The organism is Mesorhizobium sp. WSM3862 (assembly GCF_002294985.1).
In the GTDB taxonomy this organism is placed as follows: Bacteria; Pseudomonadota; Alphaproteobacteria; order Rhizobiales; family Rhizobiaceae; genus Mesorhizobium.
On the sequence record NZ_NSGE01000015.1, the window covers coordinates 1 to 13,622 of the forward strand.

Here is a 13,622-nt window from a genome sequence, read left to right on the forward strand (position 1 = left end):
GATCTCAACCCGATCGAAATGGCCTTCGCCAAGCTCAAGGCGCATCTGCGCGCAAAGGCCATCAGAACCATCGACGCCCTGTGGCAGGCCATCGGCGATATCTGCAATCTGTTCTCCCCAACAGAATGCAGAAACTACTTCACTGCCGCAGGCTATGGACTCACATGAAAATCCGCCGCTCTAGAGCGGCTGGCCGTTTCACGGAAACGCCGAACCGCTCTATCTCTTTGCTCACGCAATTCCGGACGGAAGCCGCTGCGCACGTCCTGGAATTGCTCTAGCAGTTTCCGCTCGGAATTGTCCCGGCGGATCAAATCTAAGAGGCTCGCTGAGACAAGCCCTCAACCCAGCTCAGCGAGCCCACGCCCCGACACAGTACTCACAGGGACGACTGCCAGCCGTGCAGGCTGGCGTTTTTCCGCGGCGTTCATGCCGCGCGGCGCGCGCTTCGCGCGCGAGACGCCGGCGGACGCTTTGAAAACCTTCGGCTTCAGGGCCGGTCGGAGCCCGAAGAAGGGCGCTGCCGTCCTGACGATGGTGTCTAGATCGGAAAGTTCCGCCACAAAGCCCAACTGCTCTTGTGCAAGGCTGGGATCGGCGAACAGCCCGGCCGGGTCGCCGGGCCGGCGCGGTTTATAGGCGACCGGGACCGTCCGGCCGGTGACGCGGCCGACGGCCTCGAGGATCTCCTTTATCGAGATGCCTCGGCCGGTGCCGAGATTGACGGACAGGCTGTCGCCGCCCGCCTCGAGATGCATCAATGCCATGAGATGCGCGCGCGCGAGGTCGCTGACGTGGATGTAGTCGCGCACGCATGTGCCGTCCGCCGTCTCGTAATCGGCGCCGAAGACCTCGATCGCCTCGATCATGCCGGACGCCGCCATCAGCACCCTCGGAATGAGGTGGGTTTCGGGAGTATGCCATTCGCCAAGCTCGCCTTCGGGATCGGCGCCGCAGGCGTTGAAGTAGCGAAGGATCGCGTATCTCGTTCCATAGGCAGCGGCATAGTCCCTGATGATTTCTTCGCCCATCAGCTTGCTGCGGCCATAGGGGCTGATCGGCTTCTGCGGCGAGGCCTCGCTCACCGGCAATGCTTCCGGCACGCCATAGGTCGCGCAGCTCGAGGAAAAGATCACCTTGTCGATGCCGCTTGCCCGCGCGGCGTCCAGTACGGCGATGGTGCCGCCGACATTGGTCGCATAGTAATCCGCCGGCGCGCTGACCGACTCGCCGACATAGGCAAGGGCGGCGAAATGGATGATCGCTTGTGGTCTGTAAGTCTCGATCGCCCGCCGCAACGCTTCGGGGTCGCGGATGTCGCCGACGACCAGTGGCCCCCAGGCGACGGCTTTCTCGTTGCCGCGGCTCAAATTGTCGTAGACCACCGGCAAGTAGCCCGCCGCCGACAGCAGCTTGCAGGCATGGCTGCCGATGAAGCCGGCGCCACCCGTCACCAGAACGGGGCGGCGGGTCATCATGCCGTTGCCTCCCTGGCGGTCGATGCCTGGACCGTGCGCGGGGCGATGAACCGGCGTCCGCCCAGGACGGCGTCGAAATAGGCGGCGGTGTGGGCGAGGCCTTCGCTCAGCGCAACCTTCGGCTCCCAGCCGAGATGCTGCCTGGCAAACGAGATATCGGGCTTGCGCTGCCTGGGGTCGTCGACCGGCAGCGGCCGGTGCACGATGCGCGAGCGTGAATTCGTATAGTCGATGACCAGCTCGGCCAATTCCATGACGGTGAACTCGACGGGGTTGCCGAGATTGACCGGGTGCTGGGGGGCCACGCCGGCGTTCATCAGGCGCACGAAGCCTTCGATCAGGTCGTCGACGAAGCAGAAGGAGCGCGTCTGCCCGCCGCTGCCGTAGACGGTGATGTCGTCGCCGCGCAGCGCCTGGACGATGAAGTTCGACACCACGCGGCCGTCGTCGGGCCGCATGCGCGGACCGTAGGTGTTGAAGATGCGCGCGACGCGGACATCGATGCCGTATGTCCGCGAGTAATCGAAGAACAGCGTCTCGGCCGAGCGCTTGCCCTCGTCGTAGCAGGAGCGCGGACCGTGCGTGTTGACATTGCCGAAGTAACCTTCGGGCTGCGGATGCACCAGCGGATCGCCATAGACCTCCGAAGTCGAGGCCTGGAAGATCTTGGCGTTGTGTCGCCGCGCGAGCTCCAGAAGGTTGATCGAGCCGAGCACGCTGGTCTTGAAGGTGTGGATCGGATCGGCCTGATAATGCGGCGGAGAAGCCGGGCAGGCGAGATTGTAGATCTCGTCGACAGCAAGGTCCGTCGGCAGTTCCTCGACGATGTCGTGCCTGATGCAGGCGAAAGTCGCGTCACGCGCTATCGCTGACAGGTTGTAGCGCTTGCCCGTGTGGAAATTGTCCAGCGCGATGACTTCATATCCATCGGCAAGCAGCCTTTGGCACAGATGAGAACCCAGAAATCCTGCTCCGCCGGCGACCAGCGCGCGTCCTTGATCGGCACGCCTCCGTCCCGGCTTGGTGTCCAGCTTCAGAACTTTGATGACCCTACCCATGGCGACCTCACACTCGCACACACCCACGCATCGTCGTTCCGGGCCGGGGCAACAGCGTTGCCCGACCAGGTGAAATCATGGCGATCCCCTCCGCATGCGCGAAGTCGCCAAAAAACACGATGTGTTTTGTCTGAGTAAGCGGGGTCGTTGCCGTACGGCTTATGTGCTGCCGCTCAGCTTCCCATTGCCCCTAAGTCGCGATCCACGAACATGGTTGCCACCACCGCGGACTGCTCGCCCAAATTGCACACCCAACGTATGGAAAGATATACCTGTGCGCGGCATAGTCAACTAATTTAGGGATTCATTAACTTCAGTCTTTTGCGGTTGGTTAACTGTAAGCGTAGGCAGGCGCGCCTTTTGCGTCATAGAAGGGGTCGGTTCCGGCCGGTTTTCCCGCGGTAAAGCACCGCGTGCCGCGGCCTACGCAAAGCTTGTCGAGTGTTGGGGCGGAAGGCTTCAAGGTGAAGGACAAGGAACGCGTCTGGCGTCGTCTCTCGGGCTCTGGCATTTCTTGCGGCCGGTCTTTCGGGCTAGAAAATTGCGCAAGTATATCTTAGTTCGCCAACAGGTAGATCTGGCGAGCGCTTTCCGGATTGATCGGGGCTAGGCGGCCGTGGTGACGACGGTTCCGCAGCCGTGCTGTCCGGCACGCCGAGATGGCCTCCCGGCATCGCCACCACTCTGAGGTGCATCAACAAGGAGTAGCGCAGGTTGGACAACTGGACGCCGTGCATTCCCGCTTCTACTCCTCATTGCCCCTCCTTATTCTCCGCCCATCTCCTTCTTGAACTGGGCGAAGTCGACCTGCATGCCGTAGAAGATGGTGCTCCAGTGGCGGGTCAAGGCCGCCAAGGCGACTGCCTCCTGGATCTCCTCGTCGGTGGCGCCGGCGCGTTTGGCGTTCTCGGTGTCCGACCAGACACAATAATTGCAGGGGATTTGCGCCGCGACCGCAGCGAGATCAGCGACTTCACCTTCGGCGGCAGCGCCGTCTTGTCGCTGAGCTCGATGGCCTTGACCTCTGCCCACGCGCCGGGCAGAGCGGCTTTCGGGAACTGCTTCATGAAGCCGGGCACGCCCCCAACGGTCGACTGGATGTCCTTGATGGCGGCGTCGTAGTCGTCCGCGCCGGCAGGCATGGTCAAGGGCGCGGTGAACGCGATAGCGGCGAGCAGCGAGGCGGAACGAAGGTAGGAATGCGCGCTTGAGATGATGCGAATGACAGGCATGGTGTTCTCCTCTGGTTTTTGTTAGCCTTACGGTGTAAGGTGATCTGGACATGAACCTTACAGTGTAAGTTGTCAAGCGGCGCCATGGACTCACCGAGCAAGAAAATCCGAACCCGCGGAAAATTGTCCCGCGAGATGATCGAGGACGCGGCCTTTGCGGTAATCGAGCGGGAAGGGCTCTCCGGCTTCTCGATGCGCAAGCTCGCCGCCAGGCTCGGCTGCGAGGCGATGAGCATCTACCATCACTTTCCCTCGCAGGCGCATCTCTACGAGGCGCTGGTCGATCGCCAGATGAGCGGGCTCGTGATCCCCGATGACAGCCTTCCTTGGCGTGAGCGGGCGCGCATCGGTATGCAGGAATTCCGGCGTGTGGCGACGGAGCATCCGGCCTTCGCGCCGTTCATCGTCGTCTATCGCATGAACTCGCCGCCCTGCCTCGCCAAGTTGAACGCCATCATCGGCCTGTTCGAGGATGGCGGCTTCGGACCTGAGCTCAGCGCCCGTCTGTTCCGCGCCGCCGGTTATTATCTGATGGGCGCGATCCTCGACGAGACCGCCGGCTACGCCAAGGGGCCGTCGGCGGTCACCACGGTCAGCGACGAAGAATTGCAGCGCGACTATCCCAGTGTCGTGGCGGCCGCGGCTTATTTTGGCACAAGCGGTTTCGACAAGACTTTCGAGCTTGGCCTGGAGATGTTTCTGGACGAGATGGAGCGGATTCGCGACGCTGCCCGGGACGAGGCCGCCAAAAGTGGCGATCGCGCCCGCAAGAAACTCTAACCAGGGCTTTCAATGCGCTTCCTCTCGGTTCTTGTCCTCATCGCCGGCGCTGCCATCGGGGTCTTCTATCCCTGGGCGGTGAGCAATTTCTCCGGCCATGCGATCGGCACCTGGCGCGTCTACGAGGGCGGCCGCTTCCGGCCGGCGACCGTGCGGCTCGCTGCGCGCGACGCGCCTGTCCGCGTGCTGGTCGACCTCACCGCGCGTGCCGAGCGCGTCGCCTCGCAGCAGCACACGGTGCTGACACTGACCGCGGCAAGCGGCGGCCGCACGGCACTCGCCTCGACGCTCTCCTTCAACCACGCCGACAATCCACGCCAGGTGAGCCCGCAGCTGCCCGACAAGATCTTTCGCGACGAGGCCGGCGTGATAGAGACGGTCACGCCGGGCGCTTACGTCTTCACTGTCGGTCCGGGCGATGCGGACGGCATCGACATGCGCGCCGTCGACCTGATCTTGCGTGCCGGCACCGGCTCGGTCGACGAACGCGCGAAGCCGGCCGGTTACACGCTGATGGGCGTCGGCTTGGCTGGGCTGGTGCTTTCGCTGGTCTTTGGGCGTGGCAACAAGCCGCCGCAGAATCCCAACTCGCAGCCCCCGCCGCCGCGCTGGGGCCGCGGCGGTTCGCAAAGGTGAAGGCGGCATGAATTATCGCCACGCCTACCACGCCGGCAATTTCGCCGATGTCGTCAAGCACGCGGTGCTCAGCCGGCTGGTCGAGTATCTGAAGCAGAAGGACAAGGCCTTTCGCGTTATCGACACTCACGCCGGCATCGGCCGCTACGATCTCGCGTCGGTGGAAGCCGGCAAGACGGGTGAATGGCAGGGCGGCATCGGCCGGCTGTCCGAGGCCGCGCTCGAGCCTCGGACGGCGGCGCTGCTTCAGCCCTATCTGGAAGCGGTGCGCTTGGAAAATCCCGACGGCGGTCTCCGCCGCTATCCCGGCTCACCGCTGATCGTGCGCCATCTCCTGCGCAAGCAGGATCGGCTTACGGCGATCGAGTTGCATTCCGAGGACGCTGCGCGGCTCAAAGCCATCTTCGCCGGCGACATCCAGACCAGGGTGATCGAGCTCGACGGCTGGTTGGCGCTCGGCGCGCATCTGCCGCCGAAGGAAAAGCGCGGGCTCGTGCTTGTCGATCCGCCCTTCGAGGAGGAGGGCGAGTTCCAGCGTCTCGTCGAGAACCTGCGCCGAGCGCACCGGCGCTGGCCGGGCGGCATCTACGCGCTCTGGTATCCGATCAAGGATCGCAAGGCGGTCGCCGCCTTCCGCGCCGCGCTGAAGGAGACAGGCATTCCAAAACTGCTCGACATCGGCTTCGAGATCCGGCCTGCCTCGAGCGAACCGAGCCTCGACGGCAGCGGCCTTGTGGTGGTGAACCCGCCCTTCACGCTGGAGGCCGAATTGCGGGTGATGCTGCCGGCCTTGCATGGAGCGCTTGCCGTCGAACAGCCGTCGCGCTGGACGATCGAATGGCTGGCCGGTGAGTGAGACCGGGACCAGCCGAAGATTGAGCTACGCCAGCGCCGAGGGTGTCACGCCGGTCAGCCGCCGGGCTTCGCGGATCAGATGCGCCTGGTCGGCATAGCCGGCCTCGATGGCGAGCAGCGCGGTCGAGGCATCGCCATGCCGTCGCTGCAGGCGCCGGAAGCGGTGGAAGCGCAGGATGCGGTCGAGCGTCTTCGGACCATAGCCGAAAGCGTCCTCGAAACGCCGGCGCAGCGTCCGCTCGCTCATGTTGAGGCGGTTGAGCAGACAGGGAACCAGCGGCGTCTCCGGCGACAGGCCTTCATCAATGAGGTCGAAGGCCCTGCCCATCAGCGCATCGAGCGCATCGCGCCCCTCTGTATGCGCGCCGACTTCATTTTCCAACTGCCGCACCATGCCGGCGAGGTCGGGCGCGGCCTTGACGCGATCCGACAGTTCGCGGGCACGCGTACCCCATAAGTCCTGGAGGCTCAGCCGCCCGCCGACGATCTCGCCGGCCGGCACGCCGAGCCAGCCGGCGGCCGCGCCCGGCCGGAAGCGGAAGCCGATGATCACCGACCCGGGGGGAAGGCGCTCGATCTGCGGCTCCTTGTCCGGTCCGGCCACGCGGAAGCGACCTTCGATCCATTGCAGATCGATGGTCGCGTCCGGCGTGATGACGATTGGCGGGACGTCCTGCTTCGCCATGCGATGCACCCAGACGGCGGAGAAGGCGCCGGCCAGGCCTCGCGGGGCGGGCCGTTCCCGAAAGAAGCCGGTGGTCTGCGCCAGGACCGCTTCCATATCTTCTCCGATCTGCTTCGGCGTCCTCTGGCGGGTCCGCTTCGGCCATTTTGGCCGAAATCTTCAATGCGGGTCGCTTCCGCCGTGGCAAAACAGATGCAGCCTCTTGGCGCGTCCAGCGCCTTCACTGCGCCGCATCCGGTCGCGGATGTGGTCACGAATATAGAAGGGAGTGACAGAAATGAAAGCTCGCATCACCGTCTTCACCCTTGGCGTCGACGATCTGGAGGCGTCGCTCAAATTCTACCGTGACGGCCTCGGCCTGCCGACCGAAGGCATCATCGGCCGCGAGTTCGAGCATGGCGCCGTCGCCTTCTTCGAGCTTGCCGGCGGCTTGAAATTCGCGATCTTCGAGCGCGCGAACATCGCCCTCGACGCCACCGTGCCGCAGAGCGGCCGCAGTCCGACCGGGTTCACCATCGGCCACAACGTGGCGAGCGAGGCCGAGGTCGACGCGACCATGGCCGAGGCCGTCAAGGCCGGCGCGCGCGTGGCCAAGCCGGCGCAAAAGACCTTCTGGGGCGGCTATGCCGGCTATTTCCAGGATCCCGACGATCATCTCTGGGAAGTCGTCTACAACCCCGCTTTCATCCCGAAGGATTGACCCGGAAACCTGCAAGAGGTCGACATGTCGATCGATACCATTCAGGCGATAGGCGCGCTTCTCATCGGCGGCGTGTTCGTCTTCGCCGGCATCGAGCACTTCCTGAAATTCAAGGCTATGTGCGACTATCTGGCGAGCCGGAAGTTTCCGGCTCCCGCTGTCATGCTGGCAGCCGGCTCAGCCCTCGAGGTCGTCGCCGGTCTGATGCTTGCGCTCGGCCGTGCCGTGCCTTTCGCCGCAGGTGCGCTTGTGCTGTTCACGCTGTCGACGAACGTCGCGCTGCTGCGCTTCTGGGAGTCCGAAGAGCTGGAGCGGCAGGTGCTGCGCAACGCCTTCCTGATCAACCTAGCCGTCGTCGGCGGACTGCTGGTGGCGGGAACCGTCTGACAGCCGGACCGCATCTGGAACGATGATTTGGGAAACCATTGTCTTCACAACCGCTTGACCGCCGTCAAGCGAATCCGCACAGTGCGTGCAACCGACCTTGAGAGGCTGTCATGACTCGCTTCGCCCATTCCGCCCTTGCCGCGCTGATTTCGCTTCTGACGCCGCTTGGCACGTCGCTTGGTTTCACCCAGGCAGCGCAGGCCGCCGACCTTGCCGTTTTAACCGAGGATGACGGCAGCGTCTGCGGCGAGGCCTGGGTGCTGAGCAAGATCACCGATCGCTTCAGCTATCAGGTTCATCATGTGCCGCACCTGCCGGATGTCGCGATCACCGATTTCCATAACATCCGCCTGCATCGTTATCTGCCGTCGACCGAGAGATGGCCGATCGGCCGGCACTATTGCCGCGCCACCGTCAGCCTGTCGGACGGCCGCGACCGCTCGATCTTCTACCTGATCGAGGAAGGCCAGGGCTTCGCCTCGATCGGCGACAATGTCGAGTTCTGCGTCTCCGGCTTCGACCGCTGGATGGTTTATAACGGCCGCTGCCGCGTGCTTCGGTAAGAAGCCGCTGATCCATTCCCTGGCCTGCGGCCTTCAGGTCGCAGGCCACTCCGTTCGGCCCGTCGACGGCATCAGTCCCATCGCGAATATTGTGAGCTTGCCGGCCATCCCGGAAGGCAAATCGGCTAATCGGCTGCCGATTGACAACTGTCGAACTGTCGCCTAAAAAGAGACAGACCTGTCTCATCACACAGCGGTATAATGCCCTCATCGCCTTCCGCCAAACGCCAGCATGTCGTCGACACCGCGTATTCGCTGTTCAAGCGTGACGGCTTCCACGCCACCGGCATCGACCGCATTATCGCCGAGGCCGACATCGCCAAGATGACGATGTACCGCCACTTCCCGGCGAAGGACGATCTAATCGTCGCGGTGCTGGAGCACCGCGCGGCGCGTTTCGAACGCCAGCTCGACCGGCTGGCCGCGTCGGCGGACACGGCGGAAGCGAAGATCTTCACGATACTGGACTGGCACGAACGCTGGTTTCGCGATCCGGATTTCCACGGCTGCCTGTTCGCGCACGCGCTCGCCGAGTTCGGCGATCCCGATCATCCGGTGTTCAAGGCAGCCAGCCGCCAGAAGAAGGGTTTGCGGGCGCGCCTGCGCGCCATCCTGGAAGAAGAGATGCCGCCGGAGCGGGCCGAGGGCGTCGCCACGGCGCTGCTGATGCTGATCGAGGGCGCGACGCTGCTGGCCCAGATGGGGGAGGCTGATGCCGCCATCGCCAATGCGCGCAAGGCGGCTTCCGCCATCCTCGCCGGCGCGCGGGTCCCCCAATGAACGCGACGGTCGTTGGGCTCGCGCTGTCTGCGGCCATTTTGCATGCCAGCTGGAACGCCTTCCTACGGACCGGGGCCGACAGGCTGTGGACGGTCACAGTCATGAGCTTCTCGAGCACTGCCGCTGCTATTGTCCTGGCGCTCTTCCATCCGCTGCCGGCTGCGGCTGCCTGGCCCTATGTCGTGCTATCGGCCGTCCTTCAGGTCGGCTACAGCGTGTTCCTGGTTGCCGCCTACCGCTATGGCGAGCTCGGGCAGGTTTATCCGATCGTGCGCGGCAGCGTGCCGCTGCTGGTGGCGCTCGGCGGCTTCCTGCTGGCCGGCCAGCGGCTCGCCGCGCCGGAACTCATCGGCGTCGCGCTGGTCGCCTGCGGCATTATGGGTCTGTCAGTCGGGCGGGGCAGGGCCTCAGTGACATCGATCCTCTACGCGTTGGCCACCGGCGTCATCATCGCGGCCTATGCGACGGTCGACGCGATCGGCGTGCGCGTCGCCGGCGACAGCGCCGCCTACACCGCCTGGGTGCTGCTGATCTACGGTGCCCTGCTGCCGGCGGCTTTCGTCGGCCTGCGCGGCAGGCTCATTGTCGACCTGCGTGCGCCGGAAACACGCAAGGCCTTGAGCGGCGGCCTATTCGCGCTGCTGGCCTATGGCGCGGTGGTCGCCGCCTTCGCGCTGGGGCCGGCCGGGCCGATCACCGCCATCCGTGAGACCAGTGTCGTCTTCGCGGCCTTCATCGGCCGCTTCTTCCTCGGCGAGCAGTTGACGCCGCGCCGTATCGGAGCCTGTGCCGTCGTCGCGCTGGGCGCGATCTTCTTCGGCTACCGACCCTGACGGCGTCGGTCTCGCGATCGTCACGCTCGCGCGCCCTGGCCGGACAGATAGGCGCAGATCAGCTCGCCGAGTTGCTTCTGCAGCTCCGGCGCATCGAGCATGTTGCGGCGCGCCGCATTGTGGATCACGCCCTCGACGGCTGAGGAGAGCACGCGCGCCACGGTCTCGGTATTCTTCAGGCGCCGGCGGTATTGCGCGACGGCCGCCGCATAGTGCTCGAGATAGCGGGCCTGGAACGAGGCATGCGCGGCGCGCGAGCCGCGGTCGCCCGGCGTCTCGTCGAGCAGCACCTGATGCAGCGTCGGGTGAATGCTGTGCGCGGCGATCATGCCGCGCACCAGTTCGCGCGCGAATTGCCTGAGCGGCTTCTCCTCGGCCGCGGCTTCGCGAATGACGGACAGCACATGGTCGAAGTGGCGGCGTCGGATGGCGTCGACCAGCGCAAGCTTGTCGGGGAAATATTGGTAGAGTGACCCGATGCTCACGCCCGCGGTCTCGGCCACCTTGTTGGTGCTGAAGCCCGCCCAGCCGATATCGCTTAGAACGCGGGCACCTGCTTCGACTATCGCCTCGACGGTGGCGACCGAGCGCGCCTGGCGCGGCTCCTTGCGCATGCGCGGGGCTGGCTTTGCAATGCGAGTAGACATCCCCAACCTGCCTCCCGAGAATATAAGCAGAATACTCACATTTGGCCGGAGAGCAATTCCAGGAAAAGTGCGAAGCGGTTTTCCGTCCGGAATTGCGACCAACGAAGAACAGCAATTCCAGGATTGTGCGCAACGGTTTTCTCCCCGGAACTTGCGAGGGGCATGCAACGGGCGGAATCCTCACGCCGTCCGCAGCGGAGCCTGAGCGGATCAAGCTCTCCAGCGGCAGATTTTGAATGTGAGCGGTAAGCTCGCTTTTTGCCGCGCAAGCTTTGCCCCTTCGCCGGTTCGGTTCTGCTCCGCCTTGACTTGTAAATCTTTCCGCTGGACAAGATGAGGTGCTTTGTATGGTGTGCGTTGTCCATTATGAGCAATACGCTCACATTCTACGCTCTGCGCGGCATCAAGATGTCTGGATGATCCGGCGATAGAGAGCATCGGGAATTCTCGACGGCGCATTTTCACTTCGAAGGGCAAAGATTCTCTGTCGTTTTTTTCGCCGATGCCCTTGTCAACGCGTCTTGCGTAACCAAAATTCAATAACTGAAATTCATTGTGTTGCTTCGCTGGCTAGATAGCCGCGAGTCAGATATGCATGAGCACGCCGGGTCACTCACGACCTTGGGCAAAACGCAAGGGGCATCGCATGGCAAAGACGACAACCAAGGCGCCGGCGGCGAAAGCGCCGGCAAAGAAAGCGGCACCGAAGGCTGCCGCGAAACCTGCAGCAACGAAGAAGGCAGCGGCACCGAAGGCAGCCGCCAAGGCTCCGGCCAAGGCAGCGGCAAAGCCTGCGGCGAAGACTGCGGCTAAGCCGGCCGCGAAGGCGGCAGCCAAGCCCGCCGCGAAGGCGGCAGCGAAGCCCGCCGCCAAGAAGCCGGCAGCGAAGGCAGCGGCCAAGCCCGCCGCCAAGGCGCCGATGAAAGCAGCAGCCGCCAAGTCGACGGCAGCCGTGAAGAAGGCAGCGCCTGCCAAGAAGGCGCCGGCCAAGAAGTAATCGCGTAACTTCGCTCGCGAGCCTGAACAGGCGAGGGTGGGTGCCGTCGAGGCGCCCCTCTCGCCAGTTCGGCGTGACAGCGGGCGAAGTGGATGGCAAAGGCCTGTCCTGAAAGCTCCTGGAAATTTGCCGCCCGGCAAACTTCCGGGAGCTTTTTTATTGCGCGACCGGCTCGCATCGTCACGATCCGTTCTGGTCCGGCGATGTCGGCTGCTGCCGCACGTCGATCAGGTAGAAAGGGTTGATCATGGCTTTGTGGCTTGGAATTCGACGGGCAGGCGAGGGCGATGCCGAAGCGGTAAGCCGGGTCATTGTTGCCGCTCTGCGGAAAAACAACGCCAGGGAGTACGGGCCGCAAATCATCGCCCGCGTTGAGCAGAGCTTCAGCCCCTCGGCCGTGCTGCAACTTTTCAAGAAGCGCCAAGTCTTTGTCGCCATTTGCGGCGACAAAATTGTCGGTACCGCGGGGCTGGACGGAACAACGGTTCGATCTGTGTTCGTCGATCCTGAATTTCAGGGACGCGGCGTCGGCAGCCGGCTGATGCTGGAGATCGAGGAGGCAGCGCGGGCAAACGGCGCGACGGTGCTGACGGTGCCGTCCTCGGTCACCGCGGAGCGATTTTATCTCAGACTTGGCTTCTGCGCGCTCCGGGACAGCTTCCACGACGACGAACGAACCATCATCATGGAGCGGTCCCTGAAGTAGCGGCGGCACGCGCCGCTCGAACAAGGTGCGGCCAACTGGCGGTAGGTTTTGGCGGCGCTGGCCGTTGCTCTGGCAATAGCATTCGGTCAACAGTGCGCGCGGACAATCAGGAACCCGATCCATGCCGAAGCTGCTCTACGCCTCCACCTCTCCCTATAGTTCGAAGGTCCGCATGGCCGCCGCTTATGCCGGCATCGCCATCGACCTCGTGCCGGTCAAGACGGAGGACAAGCCGGCGGAGCTGATCTCGGCCAATCCGCTGGGCAAGATCCCGGTGCTGGTGCTGGAGGACGGCCGCACGATCCACGACAGCCGGGCGATCACCCAGCATCTCAACCGGCTGTCGAAGAACGTGCTGTTCCCGCGCAACCCCGACAAGCGGCTCGAGGCCGAGGTGCTGGAGGCGCTGGCCGACGGCATCTGCGACTGCGCGCTGTCGATGGTCTATGAGCGGCGCACGCGCCCGGACGCCATGGTCTATCAGCCTTGGCTCGACCGCCAGTGGGCGAAGATCACCGCCGCGCTCGACCTGCTCAACGCCAACCCGCCGAAACTGCCCAAGAAGATCACCGCCGGCCAGCTGGCGCTGCGTGCCACTCTCGGCTATCTCGCGCTGCGTTTCGGCGGCCAGTGGGAAAAGGGCCGCGGCCGGCTGGTCCGCTGGGCGACACGCTTCGACGAGAAGTTTCCGGAACTGAAGGGCTGCGTGCCGGGGTGAACAGCTCATCTCCACCCTTGTGGGGGAGATCGGCAGCCTCGCCGCCGCGCCTCCCCATATTGAATTGTCGCCCGGATTCGTGATTGCATAGGTCGTGCAATTACAAAGTGGTTCGCATGGCGAAGTCGGTCACCAAAACAACCGTCGCCCCCGATCCGATGGTCGAGCGACTTCGCGCGGCCCTTGGCCGGCGCGCTTTCACGGAACAGAAAATGTTCGGCGGCACCTGCTTCATGATCAACGGCAATATGCTGATCGGCACATCGAAGCGCGGTTTGCTTGTGCGTGTCGGCAAGGAAGGGCACGCGGCCGCAGCCGCACGGCCCCATGCGCGGCCGATGGAAATGGGCGGGCGTTCCATGGAAGGCTATGTCCATGTCGCGCCGGAAGGCACTGCAACCGAGGCAGATTTCGCCGAGTGGATCGATCGTGCGCTGGCTTTCGTCGAGACACTGCCGCCGAAGGTCAAACCCGCCAAGGTCGCAAAGCGGCCAGCCTGAACAGATCGCGCCGCCTATCCTTCACATCGGCCGTGTCGGCGGGGTCGGCCCGGGCACGCAGTCGGCG

17 protein-coding genes and 2 pseudogenes are annotated in these 13,622 nt (G+C 64.2%); 13 read left to right on the forward strand and 6 right to left on the reverse strand.

Annotated elements, in window-relative coordinates:
* Positions 1-168: pseudogene (locus CK224_RS28740) on the forward strand (IS630 family transposase); the annotation flags it as partial.
* 173 nt (positions 169-341) lie between these two features.
* Here the strand turns inward: CK224_RS28740 and galE are convergent.
* The 3 genes and pseudogenes from galE to CK224_RS28755 form a co-directional block, all read right to left on the reverse strand.
* A complete protein-coding gene (galE, locus tag CK224_RS28745; RefSeq protein ID WP_095784230.1) occupies positions 342-1,475 on the reverse strand; it encodes a UDP-glucose 4-epimerase GalE in 1,134 nt (377 codons plus the stop codon).
* Positions 1,475-2,536, reverse strand: coding sequence for a UDP-glucuronic acid decarboxylase family protein (locus tag CK224_RS28750; RefSeq protein WP_095784135.1), 1,062 nt, complete (start codon positions 2,534-2,536; stop codon positions 1,475-1,477). The genes galE and CK224_RS28750 overlap by 1 nt, the downstream gene beginning before the upstream one ends.
* Positions 2,537-3,403: 867 nt before the next feature.
* Positions 3,404-3,820, reverse strand: a pseudogene (locus CK224_RS28755) (hypothetical protein); the annotation flags it as partial.
* A gap of 83 nt (positions 3,821-3,903) precedes the next feature.
* On the opposite strand from CK224_RS28755, the gene CK224_RS28760 reads away from it, so the two are divergent.
* Genes CK224_RS28760 through CK224_RS28770 form a run of 3 tightly spaced genes read left to right on the forward strand, consistent with a single transcriptional unit; the run spans position 3,904 to position 6,040 of the window.
* Positions 3,904-4,548, forward strand: a complete 645-nt coding sequence (locus CK224_RS28760; protein WP_245426298.1) for a TetR/AcrR family transcriptional regulator — start codon at positions 3,904-3,906, stop codon at positions 4,546-4,548.
* A gap of 12 nt (positions 4,549-4,560) precedes the next feature.
* Positions 4,561-5,184 (forward strand): hypothetical protein, encoded by a 624-nt coding sequence (locus CK224_RS28765; RefSeq protein WP_095784137.1) that lies wholly within the window; start codon positions 4,561-4,563, stop codon positions 5,182-5,184.
* Between the two features lie 7 nt (positions 5,185-5,191).
* Positions 5,192-6,040 (forward strand): 23S rRNA (adenine(2030)-N(6))-methyltransferase RlmJ, encoded by an 849-nt coding sequence (locus CK224_RS28770; protein WP_095784138.1) that lies wholly within the window; start codon positions 5,192-5,194, stop codon positions 6,038-6,040.
* Positions 6,041-6,064: 24 nt separating this feature from the next.
* Here CK224_RS28770 and CK224_RS28775 read toward each other — a convergent pair whose 3' ends face one another.
* On the reverse strand, positions 6,065-6,820 hold the full coding sequence (locus CK224_RS28775; protein WP_095784139.1) for a helix-turn-helix domain-containing protein: 756 nt from the start codon (positions 6,818-6,820) through the stop codon (positions 6,065-6,067).
* 181 nt (positions 6,821-7,001) lie between these two features.
* Between CK224_RS28775 and CK224_RS28780 the strand changes: the two genes are divergently transcribed.
* From CK224_RS28780 to CK224_RS28800, 5 genes are all read left to right on the forward strand, one after another.
* Entirely contained in the window at positions 7,002-7,424 is a 423-nt protein-coding gene (locus CK224_RS28780) for a VOC family protein (RefSeq protein ID WP_095784140.1), read from the forward strand.
* Between the two features lie 24 nt (positions 7,425-7,448).
* Complete coding sequence (locus CK224_RS28785; protein ID WP_095784141.1) at positions 7,449-7,811, forward strand: DoxX family protein; 363 nt, start codon at positions 7,449-7,451, stop codon at positions 7,809-7,811.
* 110 nt (positions 7,812-7,921) lie between these two features.
* The gene (locus CK224_RS28790) at positions 7,922-8,374 is read left to right on the forward strand and encodes a hypothetical protein (RefSeq protein WP_066995767.1); all 453 of its coding nucleotides are present in this window, start codon (positions 7,922-7,924) and stop codon (positions 8,372-8,374) included.
* Between the two features lie 201 nt (positions 8,375-8,575).
* Positions 8,576-9,154: a TetR/AcrR family transcriptional regulator gene (locus CK224_RS28795; RefSeq protein WP_095784142.1), complete on the forward strand. Its 579-nt coding sequence runs from the start codon at positions 8,576-8,578 to the stop codon at positions 9,152-9,154.
* Positions 9,151-9,987, forward strand: a complete 837-nt coding sequence (locus CK224_RS28800; RefSeq protein ID WP_095784143.1) for a DMT family transporter — start codon at positions 9,151-9,153, stop codon at positions 9,985-9,987. Before CK224_RS28795 ends, CK224_RS28800 begins: the two co-directional genes overlap by 4 nt.
* Before the next feature lie 20 nt (positions 9,988-10,007).
* On the opposite strand, the gene CK224_RS28805 is transcribed toward CK224_RS28800, so the two are convergent.
* Positions 10,008-10,601: a TetR/AcrR family transcriptional regulator gene (locus tag CK224_RS28805; RefSeq protein WP_095784144.1), complete on the reverse strand. Its 594-nt coding sequence runs from the start codon at positions 10,599-10,601 to the stop codon at positions 10,008-10,010.
* Positions 10,602-10,844: 243 nt separating this feature from the next.
* Entirely contained in the window at positions 10,845-11,174 is a 330-nt protein-coding gene (locus CK224_RS31045; RefSeq protein WP_141245890.1) for a hypothetical protein, read from the reverse strand.
* A 106-nt stretch (positions 11,175-11,280) separates the two neighbouring features.
* Between CK224_RS31045 and CK224_RS28810 the strand changes: the two genes are divergently transcribed.
* The 4 genes from CK224_RS28810 to CK224_RS28825 all read left to right on the forward strand — a co-directional run bounded on the left by CK224_RS28810 (position 11,281) and on the right by CK224_RS28825 (position 13,555).
* A complete protein-coding gene (locus tag CK224_RS28810; RefSeq protein ID WP_095784145.1) occupies positions 11,281-11,631 on the forward strand; it encodes a histone in 351 nt (116 codons plus the stop codon).
* A 247-nt stretch (positions 11,632-11,878) separates the two neighbouring features.
* Positions 11,879-12,337, forward strand: a complete 459-nt coding sequence (locus CK224_RS28815) for a GNAT family N-acetyltransferase (RefSeq protein WP_176478048.1) — start codon at positions 11,879-11,881, stop codon at positions 12,335-12,337.
* A gap of 121 nt (positions 12,338-12,458) precedes the next feature.
* A complete protein-coding gene (locus tag CK224_RS28820) occupies positions 12,459-13,055 on the forward strand; it encodes a glutathione S-transferase (RefSeq protein ID WP_066995777.1) in 597 nt (198 codons plus the stop codon).
* A 116-nt stretch (positions 13,056-13,171) separates the two neighbouring features.
* Positions 13,172-13,555, forward strand: a complete 384-nt coding sequence (locus CK224_RS28825) for a TfoX/Sxy family protein (RefSeq protein WP_245426300.1) — start codon at positions 13,172-13,174, stop codon at positions 13,553-13,555.
* Positions 13,556-13,622 lie beyond the last annotated feature (67 nt).

What these genes read in the sequence shown, in the direction of transcription:
- CK224_RS28815 (WP_176478048.1), top strand. Translation starts at nt 11,879, where the DNA reads ATGGCTTTGTGGCTTGGAATTCGACGGGCAGGCGAGGGCGATGCCGAA.
- CK224_RS28760 (WP_245426298.1), top strand. Translation starts at nt 3,904, where the DNA reads ATGATCGAGGACGCGGCCTTTGCGGTAATCGAGCGGGAAGGGCTCTCC.
- CK224_RS28825 (WP_245426300.1), top strand. Translation starts at nt 13,172, where the DNA reads ATGGCGAAGTCGGTCACCAAAACAACCGTCGCCCCCGATCCGATGGTC.
- CK224_RS28790 (WP_066995767.1), top strand. Translation starts at nt 7,922, where the DNA reads ATGACTCGCTTCGCCCATTCCGCCCTTGCCGCGCTGATTTCGCTTCTG.
- CK224_RS28750 (WP_095784135.1), bottom strand. Translation starts at nt 2,536, where the DNA reads ATGGGTAGGGTCATCAAAGTTCTGAAGCTGGACACCAAGCCGGGACGG.
- CK224_RS28770 (WP_095784138.1), top strand. Translation starts at nt 5,192, where the DNA reads ATGAATTATCGCCACGCCTACCACGCCGGCAATTTCGCCGATGTCGTC.
- CK224_RS28820 (WP_066995777.1), top strand. Translation starts at nt 12,459, where the DNA reads ATGCCGAAGCTGCTCTACGCCTCCACCTCTCCCTATAGTTCGAAGGTC.
- CK224_RS28780 (WP_095784140.1), top strand. Translation starts at nt 7,002, where the DNA reads ATGAAAGCTCGCATCACCGTCTTCACCCTTGGCGTCGACGATCTGGAG.
- galE (WP_095784230.1), bottom strand. Translation starts at nt 1,475, where the DNA reads ATGACCCGCCGCCCCGTTCTGGTGACGGGTGGCGCCGGCTTCATCGGC.
- CK224_RS28795 (WP_095784142.1), top strand. Translation starts at nt 8,576, where the DNA reads ATGCCCTCATCGCCTTCCGCCAAACGCCAGCATGTCGTCGACACCGCG.
- CK224_RS28810 (WP_095784145.1), top strand. Translation starts at nt 11,281, where the DNA reads ATGGCAAAGACGACAACCAAGGCGCCGGCGGCGAAAGCGCCGGCAAAG.
- CK224_RS28765 (WP_095784137.1), top strand. Translation starts at nt 4,561, where the DNA reads ATGCGCTTCCTCTCGGTTCTTGTCCTCATCGCCGGCGCTGCCATCGGG.
- CK224_RS28800 (WP_095784143.1), top strand. Translation starts at nt 9,151, where the DNA reads ATGAACGCGACGGTCGTTGGGCTCGCGCTGTCTGCGGCCATTTTGCAT.
- CK224_RS28775 (WP_095784139.1), bottom strand. Translation starts at nt 6,820, where the DNA reads ATGGAAGCGGTCCTGGCGCAGACCACCGGCTTCTTTCGGGAACGGCCC.
- CK224_RS28785 (WP_095784141.1), top strand. Translation starts at nt 7,449, where the DNA reads ATGTCGATCGATACCATTCAGGCGATAGGCGCGCTTCTCATCGGCGGC.
- CK224_RS28805 (WP_095784144.1), bottom strand. Translation starts at nt 10,601, where the DNA reads ATGCGCAAGGAGCCGCGCCAGGCGCGCTCGGTCGCCACCGTCGAGGCG.